Raw genomic sequence first — 16,812 nt, 5'->3', positions numbered from 1 at the left:
CATGCCGGCGCGCTACGCCAAGCTGCTGCTGGTGGCCGGGCTCGCCCTGCTGGTGAGCCTGGTGGCCTTCGGCAATCTCACCGACTACGGCAGCAACTTCGCCTTCGTGCACCACGTGCTGGCGATGGACACGATCTTTCCCGACGCGACCATCCGCTACCGCGCCATCACCGCGCCGTGGCTGCAGCACGCGGCCTATGCGCTGATCATCGCCACCCAGCTGGCCACCGCCGTGCTGCTGTGGGCCGGGGCATGGCGCATGTGGTCGCGCCGCCGCGCGCCGATGGCGTTGTTCCGCCGCGCCAAAGGCCTGGCGACGGCTGGCTTGAGCCTGGGCGTGCTGCTATGGCTGGTCGGTTTCATGGCGATCGGCGGCGAGTGGTTCGGCATGTGGATGTCCTCGCAGTGGAACGGCATCGAGACCTCGTTCCGGCTGGTGGCGCTGCTGCTCGGTGCGCTGATCTATCTCGGACAGCAAGAGGCGGAGCCCGAATGAGCGACCTGCGCAGCCCCCGCCGTTTCCTCGCCAACCTGCGCATCGAGCGCGACAACGCCGCGCTGTACGAGCGCCTGGCCGACCTGGCCGGCGACGAACGCAAGCAACGCGCGTATCGGCGCATCGCGCTGGCGGAAACCGCCAACGCCGCGTTCTGGGAAGCGCAGCTGCATGCCATGCATGTCGAAGTGCCCAGGCACGAGGCAGGCATCCGCGTGCGCGTGCTGTCCTGGTTCGCGCGCCGTTTCGGCACCGAGTTCGTGATGCCTACCGTGGTGCGGCTGGAACATGCCGATCATGTCGAGCCGTCGGTGGACCGCAAGGAGCTGCGCAACCATTTCGCCGAAAGCGCACCGGTGCGCAACGCGCGGCGCGACACCCGTGGCCAGAGCGGCAACACGCTGCGCGCCGCGGTGCTCGGCGCCAACGACGGGCTGGTCTCCAACGTCAGCCTGGTGATGGGCATGGCCGGTGCCTCGGGCAACGACAAGGCGGTGCTGACCGCGGGCATCGCCGGCCTGGTGGCCGGCGCCTGTTCGATGGCGCTGGGCGAATGGCTGTCGGTGAACAGCTCGCGCGAGTTCTACCAGGCGCAGATCGCGGTGCGCGCCGAGCGCCTGGCGGTGGCGCCGGAGGACGGCGCGCGCAGCATCGCCGGTATCTATCGCGACAAGGGGCTGGAGCCGCAGGTGGCCGATACCGTGGCCGAGCACCTGTCCGAAACGCCGCGCGCCGCGCTCGACACGCTGGTGCGCGAGGATCTGGGCATCGATCCGGAAGACCTGGGCGGTTCGGCCTACAGCGCGGCGATCTCCTCGTTCTGCATGTTCGCGCTGGGCGCCGCGTTCCCGGTCGCGCCGTACCTGTTCTTCGGCGGGCATGCGGCGATGTTCGCCAGCGCCGCCGCCACGGCATTCGCGCTGGCCCTGATCGGCATCGGCACTTCGCTGTTCACCGGCCGCAGCGTGGTGTTCTCGATCGCGCGGCAGCTTGGCATTACTGCCGCGGCAGCTTCGATCACCTATGCCGTTGGACACGTGATCGGCGGCGCGCTGATCGGCTAGCTTGTCCTCACGACGCGGCGGGTCCTGTCATGGGCCGCCGCCTGATCCACCGGGAATCCGCATGTCCGCCGTCTTCGATCTCACCGCCGAACTCATTCGCCGCCGCTCGGTGACGCCGGACGACGCCGGTTGCCAGGCCCTGCTGGCCGGGCGCCTGGCGCGCGTGGGTTTCAAGGTGGAACACCTGCGCTACGGCGAAGTGGACAATCTCTGGGCCACGCACGGCGAAGGCGGTCCGCTGCTGATGTTCCTGGGCCATACCGACGTGGTGCCGACCGGGCCGGCCGAAAGCTGGCGCAGCGATCCGTTCGAGCCGGCGGTGCGCGACGGTTATCTCTACGGCCGCGGCGCGGCGGACATGAAAGGCTCGGTCGCGGCGATGGCGGTGGCGCTGGAAGCCTTCGTCACCGCGCATCCGGATCATCGCGGCCGTGTCGGCTTCCTGATGACCAGCGACGAGGAAGGGCCGACCAATCTCGACGGCGTGCGCAAGGTGGCCGAGCATTTCCGCGCGAGCGGCGAGCGCATCGACTGGTGCGTGGTGGGCGAGCCTTCGTCGAAGGAGCGCCTGGGCGATCTGATCCGCGTGGGCCGCCGCGGTTCGCTGTCGGCCACGCTGACGGTGCGCGGCATCCAGGGCCATGTGGCCTATCCGGAGAAAGCGAAGAATCCGATCCATGCCTTCGCACCCGCGCTGGCCGAACTGGCGGCGGAGCGCTGGGACGAGGGCAATGTGGATTTCCCGCCGACGTCGTTCCAGGTGTCCAATCTCAATGCCGGCACCGGCGCCACCAACGTGATTCCCGGCGCGCTCGTCGCGCTGGTCAATTTCCGCTACAGCACCGCCAGCCGCGCGGAAGCCCTGCGCGAGCGCGTCGAGCGCATTCTCGATCGGCACAAGCTCGACTACGCGCTCGACTGGAATCTTTCCGGCGAGCCGTTCCTCTGTCCCGCCGGCGGCGCACTGCGCGACACGGTGGTGTCGGTGTGCCGCGACCTGTGCGGGGTGGAGCCGGAGCAGAGTACCGGCGGCGGCACCTCGGACGGGCGCTTCATCGCGCCGCTGGGCGCCGAAGTCGTGGAGCTGGGACCGGTCAACGCGACCATCCACAAGGTGGACGAATGCGTGGCCGTGGCCGACCTGGACAAGTTGCCGTCGCTGTATCGGGCCATCTGCGAGCGTCTGCTGGGCTGAGTTCCAGCCGCTGCCGGTGGCCACGCTTTATGCCGTACCGAAGCGCCGTTCCCCACACCAAGCACGCACCAAGGAGAAGGTTATGCGCAAGCTGTTGCTCGCCGCCGCCATCGCGGCCGCCGGCCTGTCCGCCACGATGTCCTGGGCGGACACCGCTCCTGCCACCAGCGCCCCGCTGATCGAGCGCGCCAAGCTGTTCGGCAATCCCAGCCGCGTCGCCGGCAAGTTGAGTCCCGATGGCAAGTGGCTGGCCTGGATCGCGCCGCGCGACGGCGTGCTCAACGTGTGGGTGGCGCCCGCGGGCGCGCCCGACCAGGCCAAGCCGCTCACCGCCGAAAAGCAGCGGCCGATCCGCCAGTATTTCTGGGCGCCGGATTCGTCCTCGGTGCTCTACGTCAACGACCACGGCGGCGACGAGAACTTCCTGCTCTACAAGGTGGGCGTGCAGGGCGGCGAGCCGCAGTCGCTGACGCCGTTCCAGAAGACCCGCGTGCGCGTGGTCGGCACCAGCGTGCACATCAAGGACCGCATCCTGATCGGCGTGAACAACCGCGATCCGCGCTGGCACGACATCTACAGCCTGGACCTGAAGAGCGGCAAGCTCACCGAAGTGTTCGAGAACAAGGGCGACTACGCCGGCTTCGTCGCCGACGACCAGCTGGTGCTGCGCGTGGCCGAGAAATCGCGCCCGGATGGCGGCACGGACTATTACCGCGTGGAGGACGGCAAGGTCGACGCCAAGCCGTTCGGCAGCGTCGGGCTCGACGATTCGCTGACCACCCAGCCGGCCGGCTTCACCGCCGACGGCAAGACGCTGTACTGGCTGGACTCGCGCGGTCGCGATACCGCCGCGCTGTTCGCGCAGGACGTCGCCAGCGGCAAGACCACCGTGCTGGCGCAGAACGCCAAGGCCGACATCGACGACACGCTCATCGATCCGGCCACCGGCAAGGTGCAGGCTTACTCGTCGCAATACCTCAAGCCGGAATGGACGGCGCTGGATCCTGCGGTCAAGGGCGACCTGGAGTTCCTCAAGCAGCAGCTGAAAGGCACGTTCGACATCACCTCGCGCACCGATGCCGACGACTTCTGGACCGTGGTCGTCGACCCCGTGGTCAAGCCGGGCACCACCTACCTGTACGACCGCAAGGCGAAGAAGCTCACCGCGCTGTTCGTCAGCCGGCCCGAACTGGCCGACGCCACGCTGGCGCCGATGTATCCGCAGGAGATCCGCACGCGCGACGGCCTCACCGCGGTGTCCTACCTGACCCTGCCGGCCGGCAGCGACCAGGCGCATCCCGGGCGCCCGGACAAGCCGCTGCCGATGGTGCTGTTCGTGCACGGCGGGCCGTGGGCGCGCGACACCTACGGCTACAGCAGCTACCACCAGTGGCTGGCCAACCGCGGCTATGCGGTGCTGTCGGTGAACTATCGCGGCTCGACCGGCTTCGGCAAGAAGTACATCTCCGCCGGCGACCTGCAGTGGGGCCGCAAGATGCACGACGACCTGATCGATGCCGTGCAGTGGGCAGTGAAGAACCGCATCACCGAGGCCGACAAGGTGGCGATCATGGGCGGCTCCTACGGCGGCTACGCCACCCTGGCCGGCCTGGCCTTCACGCCCGACACCTTCGCCTGCGGCGTCGATATCGTCGGCCCGTCCAACCTGGCGACGCTGCTGAAGACCATCCCGCCGTACTGGGAGGCGGGCAAGGCGCAGTTCTACAAGCGCATGGGCGATCCCACCACCGAGGCCGGGCGCCAGCTGCTGCAGGAGCGCTCGCCGCTGTTCAAGGCCGATGCGATCAAGCGTCCGCTGCTGATCGGGCAGGGCGCCAACGACCCGCGCGTGAACCAGGCCGAGTCGGACCAGATCGTCAAGGCGATGGACGCCAAGAACATCCCCGTCACCTATGTGCTGTTCCCCGACGAAGGCCACGGCTTCGCGCGGCCGGAGAACAGCATCGCCTTCAACGCGGTGGCCGAGCAGTTCCTGGGCAAGTGCCTCAGCGGCCGGGTCGAGCCGATCGGCGGCGCGGTGAAGGCGTCGAGCGCCAAGGTGCCGCACGGCAAGGAGTTCGTGCCGGGCTTGCCGCAGGCGCTGGGTGCGAGCGACTGAGCGGTCCGCCGGCTGCGTGGATGAAAAAGAGCCGCCTGCGGGCGGCTCTTTTTTGCCCGGTTCATATATCTTGATGAATAGATATTTTCAGTAAAAACAAATATCTACACAATGCATTGGACCTCATCGCCTCGATCCGGGCGTGCGTCTCAAGTCATGATCGTATACATAGATATTTGCAAAAATATGGTTCTTGTTATAATCTATTTTTATGCCAAAGCTCGCGCGCGCTCTCCAGCAGCTTCCTCCGGCAACGGCGGCCGCCATCGAAAAGCTTGGCGCCGACCTGGCCGTGGCGCGTCTGCGCCGCAAGGAGTCGCTGAAGACCTGGGCCGGGCGCATGGGCGTCTCCGTTCCCACCTTGCAACGGCTTGAGGCGGGCGATCCCTCGGTCGGCATCGGCATCGTCGCCACGGCGCTGTGGCTGATCCAGCGCGATGGCGAGCTGGGGAAACTGGCGGCGCCGGAGCACGACCGGGGCGCGCTCGAGATGGATGTCCGCAAGGCCGAGGAATTGGGCCGGGCGCGCGCGCTGGCGTCGGCCGAGGCTCGCACCGTCAAGCGTCAGTCGAAGCGCTGAGATGCGCCTGGACGATCTCCATCTCTGGTATCTCGCCGACCCGGCCGCGCCACGCTATGTCGGCGCGCTGAAACTGGTCGTCGCCGGCAAAGGCGTTTCGCTGCGCTATGGCCAGGCCTGGCTGGCCGACGGCTTCGCGCTGAGCGAAGACCTCCCTCTGATCGACATCGAGCACATGCCGCCGGGTCGCCTGAGCGGCGACGCGCAGCGTGCGGTGGGTGCGGTCGACGACGCACGGCCGGACCGCTGGGGCGAGAAAGTCATCCGCTTCGTCGACAAGCCCGCGCGCCTCTCCCTCATGGAGTACCTGTACTACGCCGGCGACGAACGCTTCGGCGCGCTCGGCGTGTCGACGTCGCCGGATGCGTACCGCCCGCGCAAGATCAGCCCGCTGCCGCAGCTCGGCCAGGCGCAGCGGCTTAGCGAGATCGTGGCCAAGATCGAAGCCGCTGAGCCCATCAGCGAGCTGGAAGCGAAGATCGTCCGCGCCGGCGGCAGCCTCGGCGGCGCGAAGCCCAAGGCCTTGATCGAGATCGACGGCGCGCAATGGGTGATCAAGTTTTTCAACGGCGAACCGGTCGATACACCGCTGGTCGAGCACGCGACGATGACGCTTGCCGCACGGGCCGGCATCGCCGCGGCGACGACGCGGATCGTTCCACTGCAGGGCGAGCACGCGATCGCCGTGCTCCGCTTCGATCGCGCCGATGGCCAACGCATCCATAGTATTTCGGCAGGCACCGCGATCCGCGCGGCGACCGCGTCCGGCCTCGAACCGGAGCTGGGCTATCCGGAGCTGGCGCGGATTCTGCGGCGCGTCGGCGTCGCCGAGGGCGACATCAACCGCAGCGATGCCCGCGAACTGTTCCGCCGCATGGTCTTCAACATCCTGATCGACAACACCGACGATCACGAGAAGAACCATTCGTTGCTGGTGGTCAGCCCATTCGAGAACGGCCGCCTGAAACTGGCGCCGGCCTACGATGTGCTGCCGACCAATTCGGGGCAGGGCTACCAGGAATTCATCTGCGGCGCCGCCGGGCGCGAGTCGACGCTGGATAACGCGATGTCGCAGTGCGAAGCGTTCGGCCTGCTGCCCGTCGAGGCGGCGGCGGAGATCGTCGCCGTCATCGGCGCGGTGGATGGCTGGCGGGAGCATTTCGCGCAGGCCGGGGTGGCGCAGCGCGATATCGACGAACTGGCCCGGCGCATCGACGGCGCTGCGCTGCGCGACCAGCGCGGCGGATTCGATCCGGCGCGCTATCCGTCCACGCCGGCCCGCGGCAGGCGCACCAGTCCGTTCCGGCGCTGACGAAAACGCTTCGTCAGCGCCAGGGCGGCGATCACTTCGCGGGCTTGGTGGGCGCGACAGGTGCCGCGGCGGGCGCCGGCGCCGCCGGCTGCTGCTGCACCGGGCGCACGATGTAGCCGACCGGCACCCAGTTCGCGCCCAACTGCGCCATCGAGACGGTTTCCAACGCCGGCGCATTGGCGTGCCGGGCCAGGAACACCACGTTGAGGTACTGGCCGGGCGGCAGGCCCTGCGGACTTTCCACGCGGCCGATCTGCGCCCATTCGCGGCTCTGCGTGGCGCCGAGCTGCTTCTTCACGCCGTCGAGGTATTTGGCCCAGTCGGCCTGGCTCACGCTCTTCTGCATGATCTGGCCGCTGCTCTTCCACATCGCGTCGGCCTGGCCGCCGTCGGCCTGGGCGGCCCAGCGCGTGGCGGTGGCGACGGCGTTGTCGAGGGAAGGCGTCTGCTGGGCGTGGGCATGGCCGGCGGCGAGCAGTGCGGCAACGAACGGCATGGCTGCAAGACGGCGGTACTGGTTTGCCATAGGTCTCTCCTTGGGTTGGTTCCGATCAGCGTGACCGCGGACATGCTCGCGGGAGTCCAGATACAAGCCGCTCTCCCACGGGGACGATCTCCGGGGCGCCTCGGGGAGAAGGGTTCTGAATCATGCGGAATCGACAAATCTAACTGTTCTGGCGCGTGCTGAATGCTGGACGTTTCCAGACCCGATGTGATCCTGGCGTGCCTTACGGCTTCCCGATGGGGCGCAGCGTCAGCACATGCTGGTCCGGCCCCGGCAGCAGCGGGGTCGGCCGGCCGTTGACCCAGTCCGCATGCCCCGCACCGTAGTAGGGCGACAGCGGATTGTCGCTCTGGCCGCCGGGCAGCTCCAGGATGCCTTGCGCTTCGTGCCCGGGCGCCACGTCCAGCCGCTCGGACGCGCCGAAGCCGGGGCGCGCCACGCGCGGCATGTTGTCGTCGCCGGGCAGGGGCTCGTCCGGCATGTCCAGCCAGCGGCCGGCGAATGACGGCAGCGCGCGCGACAGCGGATGGCGGACGCCGGTGCGGTTGATCTCGCCCCAGCTGCGCGCGGCGAGACCGCCGGGCTGCTTGCCCAGTTCGTCGACGACCTGGCGCGCGGCGTCCTGCAGCAGCGCGTTCCAGTCCGCATAGCGCGGATCGAGCAGATGCATGGGACGGTCGCGCACCATGGCCCACACGGCCGCTTCGGTGTGGCTGGGGCGCGGCCAGCTGAAATCCTTGTAGCGCTCGCTCACTTCCGCGGCGAACGGCGCCAATACCGCTTCGTGCACCTTGTCGCGGAACGCGCGTACCAGCCGGTAATCCACGCTGTCGGCCGCGGCGCGGCCGCGCCAGCTGGCGGTGAGCTGGCGCAGCTGCGCCAGCTGCGGATCGGTGGTGCCGGCCAGCGCGTCCTGCAGCAGGCGCTGCCAGCGCACCAGCAGCAGGGCGCGGTGGTCGAGCTGGATGTCCAGCAGGTTGCCCGCCGCGAAGCTGCTGCGCGCGCGCAGGCCGTCGCGGATCTGCTGCGCGCGCGCGCCCAGGTCATGGCCGCCTTCGCCGAGCAGGGCCAGCGCCGCGCCGTCGACGGTGCGGTTGTTGGCGGTCCACAGGCGCCCGTCCGCCGGGTTCTCGATGCGCGGGTACTGCGCGGGCGCGGCCCAGCCCAGCCAGCCGGTGTCCGGCCTGGACCAGTCGGCCGGCAGCAGCGGGTCGAAGCCGCTGCGCAGCGGAATGCTGTTGCCGGTGATGGTCCAGCCGATATTGCCGGCGCTGTCGGCCGCCAGCAGGTTCTGCGGCGGCATGCCCAGGCTCGGCGCGAGGTCGAGCGCTGCGTTGACGCTGACCGCGTGCTCCAGCTGCATCACGCCGAGGTTGTAGCCGCGCGGCAGATCGCCGATCCAGGCCAGCGCCAGCGGCGTGCCGTCGGTGTCCTGGGCCAGGATCGGGCCCCAGCGCGTGGTCTCCACCTTGATCGTGCGCGGCGCCGCGCCTTTGACACGGATGGTTTCCTCGTGCGTCTCGATCGCGGCGAAACCTTCGGGCACGCGGTAGCGCGTCGCGTCCTGCGGATCGCGCAGCACGCGCACCCAGTCCAGCCAGTCGCCGTAGCTGTTGGTGAAGCCCCACGCGACCTGCCCGTTGGAACCGGCGACCAGGGCCGGCGTGCCGGGCAGGCTGACGCCGCTGGCGTCGCGGCGGCCGTTCGGCGCAGACGGGTCGGCGTAGCGCAGGCGCGTGCGGAACCAGATGTCCGGCACGCGCAGGCCCAGGTGCATGTCGTTGGCGAGGATCGCCGCACCGCTCTCGGTCAGCCGGCCAGCCACGGCGAAGTTATTGCTGCCCGGATGCGGCTGGTCGAGCGCGCCGGCCAGCGCGGCGAGCGCGCTGGCGTCCGAGCTGGAGGCGGTGGGGCGGTCGCGCAGGTTGATCACGTCCGGCCCCGGCGGCACCGGCGGGTGCGAGAGATCGCCCTGCAAGGGCGCTTCCCATTCCGGATCCGGCGCCAGCAGGAAATCCACCAGGGGCGAGGGCAGCGCCGAGCGCATCTGCGCGAAGGCCAGCTCGCGCTGGTTGCTGCCGTCGCCGTTGAGGTCCAGGTACATCGCGCCGATCACCAGGAAGCTGTCTTCCGGACGCCATGGCTGCGGCCGGGTGCCGAGCAGGAAGTATTCCCAGGGCCTGACCTGCAGGTCGGCCAGGCCGCGATTCACCCCGTCGGCATACAGCTCCAGCGTACGGCGCTGTTCCGGCGGCAGCTGCGCCAGCGCCGCCTGCGCGGTGGCGCGCAGGCGATGCCGGCGATGCTCGATATCGGTATCCACGGCCGCCGGGCCGACCAGTTCCGCCAGCTCGCCCGCGGCGACGCGGCGCATCAGATCCATCGGAAAGAAACGTTCCTGCGCGTGCACATAGCCGAGCGCGTAGGTGACGTCGTCGCGACTCTTCCCATCGATGGTGGCGGTGCCCAGGCTGTCGCGCGAAATGCTTACCGTGTCGCCTAGGCCTCGCACGGCGACTTCGCCGTCGAGCTTCGCGCGGCTGCCGGCGAGCAGGTACCAGCCTGCGGCGAGCACCGCGATGGCGACGAACAGCAGGGACAGCAGCAGGGCGCGCAGCCAGCGGAAGCGTCGGGCTCGGGGCATCGGGCGACAGACCTTGGATGGCGGCGATGCGACCGAGTGTAGTCCCTGGCGCGCGTTCGCGTCCTCAGGGCTGGGCCGTGGTGAACACCGCGAAGATGCCCGCGTAGGGCTTGACCATGAAGGTGGGCGCCCCGGCGTAGCCGGCGCCGTCGACGTAGAACTGCGAGATGGTGCCGTCCAGGTACAGCGCGTCGCGGCAGCCGAATTCGTCGCGGAACAGGCGTGCGAAGGTATGGAAGTTCACCGGCGATTCGCTCACCGCGAACACCACGCGGTGCGGCGTCTTGGCGCAGACGCCGCTGCGCCATTTCAGGCTGGAGGAATCGTCGACGAAGCGATCGTTGATCTGGCCGTCCACCAGCAGCATCGGCCCCGACTGGGTGGCCCAGCGCGCAGGCTTGGCGTCCGCCTTGAACGCGGTGCTGGTGCGCACCGCGGCGTGCCCGTCGGGATAGACGGCGAACACGCCGTTGGGCTGGATGGAGAAATTGCCGGCGGCCGGATTGCCGCGGAACAGATTGAGCGGCACCACGGTGCGGCCGTCTTCCACATAGAGTCCCAGCGGCGCGAACTGGCGGTCGTAGATGCCGGCGTTGGCGGCGAACAGCAGGCGGCGGTCGTGCGCCATGCCCCATTGGCGCAGCGTTTCGATGGTGGCGTAGGGCTGGCCGCTTTCCGGGTCTTTCCAGTGCAGGCTGAGCGGTTCGCGCTGCAGATCCACGCTGACCACGCGGAAGGTCTGGCTTTCGAAAGTGACTTCTTCGCTGTCCACGGCCTGCGCCTGCCGCGAGCAGCCGGTGGCGCCGGCCAGCATGGCCAGCGTTGCCAGCCAGTAGAGCCACGGGCGAGATGCGGGAACGGGAGGAGTGGCGGCCTTCATGTAGGAGATGGTGGCCGGGCGGTTGTGGCGATGCAAGCATCGGAACCGGATCCCAATGCATTGCGCTTTCAGTGCTGATCCGCCGCGGCCCGCTCTCCGGAAGGGGCGAGCGAAACGAGCCATGCCGTCTCGATGTCGCCCGATGGTTGTCGCCATGAGGAAGCGTGGCCGCCGTCGTGCCGTATATGGCCGCTCAGGTCCTCGGTATTGTTTCTATGCCTTCGACGGGCTTGTATTCGGCTCCATTGCCTTCGAAAGTCACGGCGACCTTGATGCCAAGGCCCATGGCCATTTTTGCGGTGCCGAACATGAGCTGCCCCCAATATTTAGAGCAGTCCCATTTCCCTTTTTGAATGAGGCCGGTCGTCGGGCTGTTGCCTAAAGACAGAAAACACCAGCCGTAATAGTCGGTTTTGACGGACATGATGTATCCCTTCTCGGTGTGGCTGCCCCAGTAACGGGCGCTAGCCGTATTGCAGGTCGCGATGGCAATGGCCGCCAATGCAATGATCGTTGCGACTCGGATACTCATAGTTCGATCTCGCTGATGTGGGCTTAAGCTGGAAACTTTTGCGTGTTGAGCGAGTTCGAATATGTATCCGGACATGGCGCCCAGCAATTTCCGCATGCCCGAAAACCCTGGTCTTATCGTCCGGAAGAGCGGTTTTCGATTGCCGTCGATGGTCTGCTACAGATATGCCGCAACCGCAATCTCAAGACTTCTTGCGAGCGCCGGCATGGCCTGTCGCGTACAAGCCCGATTAGACTGCCGCTTTCTCCCCGCGCCCCACGCCATGCCCTACACACCCATCGTCGCCACACTCGGTTATGTGCTCTCGCCGGATCGCCGCCGGGTGCTGATGATTCATCGCAACGCGCGTCAGGACGACCTGCACCTGGGCAAGTACAACGGCCTGGGCGGCAAGATGGAGCCGGGCGAGGACATCGCCGCGTGCATGCGGCGCGAGATCCACGAAGAAGCGGGCATCGAATGCGCGTCGATGCAGTTGCGCGGCACGCTGAACTGGCCCGGCTTCGGCAAGCACGGCGAGGACTGGCTCGGTTTCATCTTCGTGATCGACCGCTACAGCGGCGAGCCTTTCGCGTCCAATCCCGAGGGCACGCTCGAATGGGTGGAGCTCGACCGGCTGATGGAACTGCCGATGTGGGAGGGCGACCGGCACTTCCTGCCGCTGGTATTCGACGGCGATCCGCGGCCGTTCCACGGGGTGATGCCGTATAAGGACGGGCGCATGCAGTCGTGGGCGTTCTCGCGGCTGTGAGCGCGACGACGACGCGCATCGAGATCGTCGCGGCGATGATCCGCGACGCCGAGGGCCGCGTGCTGCTGGTGCGCAAGCGCGGCGCGGCGGTGTTCCAGCAGCCCGGCGGCAAGCGCGATCCCGGCGATGCCGACGACCTGCACACGCTGGCGCGCGAACTGGAAGAAGAACTCGGCTGCCGCATGCGGCGCGAAGGCGCGCGCCTGCTCGGCAGCTTCAGCGCGCCGGCGGCGAACGAGCCCGGCTGCGAAGTCGTGGCGGTGGTCTACGAAGTGGCGGCCGATGGGCCGTTCGAGGCGAGGGCGGAGATCGAGGCGCTGTGCTGGGTGGATCCAGCGCAGCCGGGCGACTTGCCGATCGCGCGGCTCAGCCGCGAACAGTTGCTGCCTTTGCTGGTGAGCTAAAACATTCAGCACGCTCGCAACATGCGTCATCCCAGCGCAGGCCGGACGAGCGCGTAGCGCGAAGAACGCCCAAAGGGCGGCCCCGAAAGGGGCGAGCGAAGCGAGTCATCCAGTAGCGTCAAGATTCGATGGTCGCCTGGCGCTCTAAGGGGCGCGTACATCCACTCTTTCGCACGCAGGTGGCGCTGTCGCCACTGGATCCCGGCCTGCGCCTGGATGACGCCTGGTGAGGCCGCGGTATCGGTTCAAGGCATGCGCCGCAGCGCCACCACCGCATTGAGTCCGCCGAAGGCGAAGGAATTGCTGATCGCCGCATGCACCGGCATGTTGCGCGCATGGTGCGGCACGTAGTCCAGGTCGCAGGCCGGATCGGCTTCGAGATAGGCCAGCGTGGGCGGCACGATGCCGTTGCGCAGCGCGCCGATCACCGCGACCAGCTCCAGCGCGCCGGAGGCGCCCAGCGCGTGGCCGTGCATCGGCTTGGTGGAGGAGATCGCCAGCGCGCGCGCATGCTCGCCGAACACCCGATGCAGCGCCGCGGTCTCGGTGCTGTCGTTGGCCAGCGTGCCGGTGCCGTGCGCACTGACGTAGTCCACTTCGGACGGCGACATGTTGCCGTCGCGCAGCGCGTTCTCGATAGCTGCCGCGGCGCCGAGTTCCGATGGCGCGGCGATGTCGCCCGCGTCCGAACTCATGCCGGCGCCGACCAGTTCCGCCAGGATGGTCGCGCCGCGTGCCTGCGCCTGTTCCAGTGTTTCCAGCACGAACATGGCCGAGCCCTCGCCCAGCACGATGCCGCGGCGGCCCTTGCTGAAAGGCCGGCAGGTATCCGGCGCCAGCACGCGCATGGCTTCCCATGCGAGCAGGGTGCCCAGGTTGAGACAGGCCTCGGTGCCGCCGACCACGGCGGCGTCGACCAGGCCGGAGCGGATCATCATCGCGGCCTGTGCGAAGGCGTGGTTGGACGAGGCGCAGGCGCTCGCCACCACGAAGGCCGGGCCGGTGATGCCGTGCGCCATGCTGATCTGGCTGGCCGGTGCATTCATCATCATGCGGATGATGCCCAGCGGGTGCACGCGCGGCGCTTTCTCCGCGTAGATCCGGTGGTACTGGGTGTCGCGCGTCACCTCGCCGGCCACGCCGCTGCCGATCACTACCGCAGTGCGCGAGGCGCGTTCGCCTTCGAACGACAGCCCGGCCTGCGCGATTGCCTCCTTGGCGGCGACCAGGGCGTATTGCGTGGCCAGGTCGAGCTGGCTGAGCTTGGCTTCGTCAAAGTGCTGGCCGGGGTCGAAGCCCTTGACCTCGGCCACCACGCCGGCCGCGCGCACGCGCTCGGGATCCACGCGGGAGATCGGGGCGATGCCGGTGCGGCCCTCGGTCATGGCCTGCCAGACCGAGGGCGCGTCGTTGCCGAGCGCGCAGATCGCGCCCATGCCGGTGATGACGAGACGCTGCATGGATCAGTCGTTCTTCTTGGCGGCGAGCTGGCGCTCGACGGCTTCGACCAGCTGGCCCACGGTGCCGTTGTCGAAGTCCGTGTCCTCGTTGGGGAGGTTGATGCCGAAATGTTCCTCGATGTCGAAGATCACTTCGATGGCGTCGAGCGAGGCGACACCCAGGTCCTTGAGGGTAGACTCGGGCTTGATGGTGTCGAGTTCGATCTTCGCCTGCTTGGCGATGATCTCGATGGTTTCCTGCTGAACATTGCTCATTTGGTGCCCCTCGGTTCCGTGGCATGCGCCGCCGGGCCGCCCCGTGCGGCCGACCCGGCAAGCCTGACCAAGCGCGGGAAGCTTGTCCAGACGCAACGGTCCGGCTTTCCGGCGAATCTTGAGCGCGATGCCTTTCGCCAGGCTTTGGCGGGCCTGGCCCGGAGGCGGGTAAGCGACGCGAAAGTCCGTCCCGGCATGCTGCCGCGCCCGGCTTGGGGCATCATTCGCGCGGCGCCCCGGACGGCGGCGCTCCACCTGCGGAAACCTGGCGTGCGTTATCTCAATCAACTCGAACCGGATGGCCTGGTCGCGGCGTTCGCGGCGCATCCGCCGCTCGGCTTCCGGCTGCTCGAGGCGCAGGGCACGCCGGCCTTCGTGGCGCCGTTCGATCTGCTCACCACCACCGACGACGCGCTGCGCAAGCGCGTGGTGAAGGCGCCCGGCTATCGCTGGTGGGGGCGGCTGCTGCGCTGGCGCACCGCCTTCGTCGGCACCACGGTGTCCGAGTACGCGCTGTTCCCGCGCGAAGCCGATCCCGCCGTGCTGCCCGGCGCGCTGCGCCAACACCTGGGCAGCGGCCAGCGCCTGCTGGTGCTGAAGGACATTCCGCAGGATTCCCCGCTGTGCGGCGCCGCCAGCCGCGACTGGTGCGCGCGTTTCGCCGAAGCCTGTCGCGCGGAGGGTTATCTGCTGCTGGAGGGCCAGGCGCTGGCCTATGTGGCGATCGATTTCGCCGACGAAGACGCCTACCTCGCGCGCCTGTCGTCGTCACGCCGCAAGGACATCCGCCGCAAGCTGCGCAAGCGCGACGAGGTGGCCGTGGAGACGGTGGCCTGCGGCGATGCGCGTTTCGCCGACGAGGCGACGCTCGATGCGTTCTATGCGCTGTACGAGAACGTGTACGCGCAAAGCGAGATTCACTTCGACAAGCTCAGCCGCGCCTTCTTTGCCACCGTGCTGCGCGATGCCGGCAACGGCGGCTTCGCCTTCGTCTACCGCCACCAGGGCGAGATGATCGGCTGGAACCTGTGCTTCGTCGCCGACGGCAAGCTGATCGACAAGTACGTCGGCTTCGCCTATCCGCAGGCGCGCGAGCAGAACCTGTACTTCACCAGCTGGTTCCACAACCTGGCCTGGGCGCGCGAGCGCGGCCTGACGCATTACGTGGCGGGCTGGACCGACCCTCAGGTCAAGTCCTATCTTGGCGCCAGCTTCACCCTGACCCGCCACGCCGTCTGGCTGCGCAACCCGCTGTTGCGCGCCGCGGCGCGGCGCCTGGGCCATCTCTTCGAAAGCGACAGCCAATGGGCGCCGACACCATCCGATGCGCAAACGTGATCCGCTGATCCTGGACTTCGACGGCGCCATCGGCGCCATCGAGGGTGCGACCACCATTCCGCTGGGCGACTGGCAGGAAGCGATCCGCTTCGGCTGCACGCTGCGCACCTTCGACCGCCTGCGCCGCCATCTCGCCGCGACCGCGCCGGCCGAGCACGGCACGGTGCTGATGGGCTCGGGCGACTACCACCACCTGACCTGGCCGCTGGTCGAGCGGCAGCGCGCGCGCGGTCCGTTCCAGCTGGTGGTATTCGACAACCATCCGGACAACATGCGTTTTCCGTGGGGTATCCATTGCGGATCGTGGGTGCGCAAGGTGGCGATGCTGCCGTATGTGAATCACGTGCATGTGGTTGGCATCACCTCCGCCGACATCGGCGCGGCGCATGCGTGGGAGAACTATCTGCGCCCGCTGCGCGCCGGCAAGCTCAGCTACTGGTGCATGGATGTGGATGTGGGTTGGGCGGCGCGCCTCGGCTTGCAGGATGCGTTCCGCCGTTTCGAGGATCCGGATGCGTTGACCTGTGCGTTTGTGGAGCAGTTGCGGCGCGCGCCGCAGCCGACCTATCTGTCGATCGACAAGGATGCCTTTAGCGTGGCTACGGCGCGCACTAATTGGGATCAGGGGCGGCTGGAGGAGCACCATGCGATGGCGATCATCGAGGCGCTGCGCGGGCGGATTGTCGCGAGCGACATCAACGGGGAGGTGTCGGCGTATCGCTATCGCACGTGGTGGAAGCGGTTGCTGAGCGGGATGGACGGGCAGGAGCCGATTCCGCAGGGCGAGCTGGACGCGTGGCAGTTGCAGCAGCGTGCGCTGAATGGGCGGTTGTTGTCGGCGATTGCCGACAGCAGTGTGTGAAGCGCCTGGGCGGCGCGTGCCTTTTTTTGCTCGTCATTCCGGCGCAGGCCGGAGTCCGGTTTCCGTATCGCCTGATGGTCGCGCTACCGCGACTTGGCCGCTTATGCAGCGGGCATTTCGGACGCCTGCCGGCGCCCGAGTTACTTTTTCTTTGCTGGCCCAAAGCAAAAGTAACCAAAAAGAAATGGCCTAAGAGCGGGGACTGAGGCGAGCCTTGGTGCTGCGCTGTTCTTGCCACACCACTTCACCCCTCTCCCCTCCGGGGAGAGGGCAGGGTGAGGGCCGGGCGGAGCGTCATGTGAAATCTCGCGATTCCCGTAGGTTGGGGTGAGCCGCAGGCGAACCCCAACGCTGCGAGGCGTATGAAGGTGACGATGTTGGGGCTCGCCTGCGGCTCACCCCAACCTACGCGTGG

At 68.1% G+C, this 16,812-nt stretch carries 16 protein-coding genes; 10 read left to right on the top strand and 6 right to left on the bottom strand.

Annotated features, from left to right (window positions below):
* Position 1: 1 nt before the first annotated feature.
* The 6 genes from BM172_RS18200 to BM172_RS18175 all read left to right on the top strand — a co-directional run bounded on the left by BM172_RS18200 (position 2) and on the right by BM172_RS18175 (position 6,766).
* On the top strand, positions 2-496 hold the full coding sequence (locus tag BM172_RS18200) for a DUF2165 family protein (protein ID WP_026635897.1): 495 nt from the start codon (positions 2-4) through the stop codon (positions 494-496).
* Positions 493-1,560 (top strand): VIT1/CCC1 transporter family protein, encoded by a 1,068-nt coding sequence (locus tag BM172_RS18195; RefSeq protein WP_026635898.1) that lies wholly within the window; start codon positions 493-495, stop codon positions 1,558-1,560. Before BM172_RS18200 ends, BM172_RS18195 begins: the two co-directional genes overlap by 4 nt.
* Before the next feature lie 61 nt (positions 1,561-1,621).
* Entirely contained in the window at positions 1,622-2,755 is a 1,134-nt protein-coding gene (dapE, locus tag BM172_RS18190) for a succinyl-diaminopimelate desuccinylase (RefSeq protein ID WP_026635899.1), read from the top strand.
* Positions 2,756-2,837: 82 nt separating this feature from the next.
* Positions 2,838-4,874: an alpha/beta hydrolase family protein gene (locus BM172_RS18185; protein ID WP_035323701.1), complete on the top strand. Its 2,037-nt coding sequence runs from the start codon at positions 2,838-2,840 to the stop codon at positions 4,872-4,874.
* 211 nt (positions 4,875-5,085) lie between these two features.
* Positions 5,086-5,454, top strand: a complete 369-nt coding sequence (locus BM172_RS18180; protein WP_035323703.1) for a hypothetical protein — start codon at positions 5,086-5,088, stop codon at positions 5,452-5,454.
* A gap of 1 nt (position 5,455) precedes the next feature.
* Complete coding sequence (locus BM172_RS18175; RefSeq protein WP_026635901.1) at positions 5,456-6,766, top strand: type II toxin-antitoxin system HipA family toxin; 1,311 nt, start codon at positions 5,456-5,458, stop codon at positions 6,764-6,766.
* A gap of 31 nt (positions 6,767-6,797) precedes the next feature.
* On the opposite strand, the gene BM172_RS18170 is transcribed toward BM172_RS18175, so the two are convergent.
* The 4 genes from BM172_RS18170 to BM172_RS18155 all read right to left on the bottom strand — a co-directional run bounded on the left by BM172_RS18170 (position 6,798) and on the right by BM172_RS18155 (position 11,327).
* Complete coding sequence (locus BM172_RS18170) at positions 6,798-7,292, bottom strand: DUF4019 domain-containing protein (RefSeq protein WP_026635902.1); 495 nt, start codon at positions 7,290-7,292, stop codon at positions 6,798-6,800.
* A gap of 202 nt (positions 7,293-7,494) precedes the next feature.
* Positions 7,495-9,915 (bottom strand): penicillin acylase family protein, encoded by a 2,421-nt coding sequence (locus tag BM172_RS18165; protein ID WP_026635903.1) that lies wholly within the window; start codon positions 9,913-9,915, stop codon positions 7,495-7,497.
* A gap of 64 nt (positions 9,916-9,979) precedes the next feature.
* Positions 9,980-10,729: a phosphodiester glycosidase family protein gene (locus BM172_RS18160; protein ID WP_231504248.1), complete on the bottom strand. Its 750-nt coding sequence runs from the start codon at positions 10,727-10,729 to the stop codon at positions 9,980-9,982.
* A gap of 259 nt (positions 10,730-10,988) precedes the next feature.
* Entirely contained in the window at positions 10,989-11,327 is a 339-nt protein-coding gene (locus tag BM172_RS18155; protein WP_026635905.1) for a hypothetical protein, read from the bottom strand.
* A gap of 262 nt (positions 11,328-11,589) precedes the next feature.
* Between BM172_RS18155 and BM172_RS18150 the strand changes: the two genes are divergently transcribed.
* Together BM172_RS18150 and BM172_RS18145 are read left to right on the top strand one after the other, a co-directional pair.
* Positions 11,590-12,078, top strand: coding sequence for an NUDIX hydrolase (locus BM172_RS18150; RefSeq protein WP_026635906.1), 489 nt, complete (start codon positions 11,590-11,592; stop codon positions 12,076-12,078).
* On the top strand, positions 12,075-12,482 hold the full coding sequence (locus tag BM172_RS18145) for an NUDIX hydrolase (RefSeq protein ID WP_026635907.1): 408 nt from the start codon (positions 12,075-12,077) through the stop codon (positions 12,480-12,482). Before BM172_RS18150 ends, BM172_RS18145 begins: the two co-directional genes overlap by 4 nt.
* A 245-nt stretch (positions 12,483-12,727) precedes the next feature.
* Here BM172_RS18145 and BM172_RS18140 read toward each other — a convergent pair whose 3' ends face one another.
* On the bottom strand, positions 12,728-13,942 hold the full coding sequence (locus tag BM172_RS18140) for a beta-ketoacyl-[acyl-carrier-protein] synthase family protein (protein WP_026635908.1): 1,215 nt from the start codon (positions 13,940-13,942) through the stop codon (positions 12,728-12,730).
* A gap of 3 nt (positions 13,943-13,945) precedes the next feature.
* Positions 13,946-14,197 carry an acyl carrier protein gene (locus BM172_RS18135; RefSeq protein ID WP_026635909.1) on the bottom strand — a complete coding sequence of 84 codons (252 nt, stop codon included), beginning with the start codon at positions 14,195-14,197 and terminating at the stop codon, positions 13,946-13,948.
* A 270-nt stretch (positions 14,198-14,467) separates the two neighbouring features.
* Here BM172_RS18135 and BM172_RS18130 point away from each other — a divergent pair, with 270 nt between their 5' ends.
* Positions 14,468-15,535, top strand: a complete 1,068-nt coding sequence (locus tag BM172_RS18130; protein WP_026635910.1) for a GNAT family N-acetyltransferase — start codon at positions 14,468-14,470, stop codon at positions 15,533-15,535.
* Positions 15,522-16,397, top strand: coding sequence for an arginase family protein (locus BM172_RS18125; RefSeq protein ID WP_026635911.1), 876 nt, complete (start codon positions 15,522-15,524; stop codon positions 16,395-16,397). Before BM172_RS18130 ends, BM172_RS18125 begins: the two co-directional genes overlap by 14 nt.
* Positions 16,398-16,812: the final 415 nt, after the last annotated feature.

Origin of the sequence: Dyella marensis, assembly GCF_900112865.1 — a bacterium.
Taxonomy (GTDB): domain Bacteria; phylum Pseudomonadota; class Gammaproteobacteria; order Xanthomonadales; family Rhodanobacteraceae; genus Dyella_D; species Dyella_D marensis_A.
The sequence above is the reverse complement of the archived record's forward strand: the minus strand, read 5'-3'. Positions and strand labels throughout refer to the sequence as shown.

Coding starts and splice junctions, on each gene's coding strand:
- BM172_RS18200 (WP_026635897.1), top strand. CDS start 2: ATGCCGGCGCGCTACGCCAAGCTGCTGCTGGTGGCCGGGCTCGCCCTG.
- BM172_RS18195 (WP_026635898.1), top strand. CDS start 493: ATGAGCGACCTGCGCAGCCCCCGCCGTTTCCTCGCCAACCTGCGCATC.
- dapE (WP_026635899.1), top strand. CDS start 1,622: ATGTCCGCCGTCTTCGATCTCACCGCCGAACTCATTCGCCGCCGCTCG.
- BM172_RS18185 (WP_035323701.1), top strand. CDS start 2,838: ATGCGCAAGCTGTTGCTCGCCGCCGCCATCGCGGCCGCCGGCCTGTCC.
- BM172_RS18180 (WP_035323703.1), top strand. CDS start 5,086: ATGCCAAAGCTCGCGCGCGCTCTCCAGCAGCTTCCTCCGGCAACGGCG.
- BM172_RS18175 (WP_026635901.1), top strand. CDS start 5,456: ATGCGCCTGGACGATCTCCATCTCTGGTATCTCGCCGACCCGGCCGCG.
- BM172_RS18170 (WP_026635902.1), bottom strand. CDS start 7,292: ATGGCAAACCAGTACCGCCGTCTTGCAGCCATGCCGTTCGTTGCCGCA.
- BM172_RS18165 (WP_026635903.1), bottom strand. CDS start 9,915: ATGCCCCGAGCCCGACGCTTCCGCTGGCTGCGCGCCCTGCTGCTGTCC.
- BM172_RS18160 (WP_231504248.1), bottom strand. CDS start 10,729: ATGCTGGCCGGCGCCACCGGCTGCTCGCGGCAGGCGCAGGCCGTGGAC.
- BM172_RS18155 (WP_026635905.1), bottom strand. CDS start 11,327: ATGAGTATCCGAGTCGCAACGATCATTGCATTGGCGGCCATTGCCATC.
- BM172_RS18150 (WP_026635906.1), top strand. CDS start 11,590: ATGCCCTACACACCCATCGTCGCCACACTCGGTTATGTGCTCTCGCCG.
- BM172_RS18140 (WP_026635908.1), bottom strand. CDS start 13,942: ATGCAGCGTCTCGTCATCACCGGCATGGGCGCGATCTGCGCGCTCGGC.
- BM172_RS18135 (WP_026635909.1), bottom strand. CDS start 14,197: ATGAGCAATGTTCAGCAGGAAACCATCGAGATCATCGCCAAGCAGGCG.
- BM172_RS18125 (WP_026635911.1), top strand. CDS start 15,522: ATGCGCAAACGTGATCCGCTGATCCTGGACTTCGACGGCGCCATCGGC.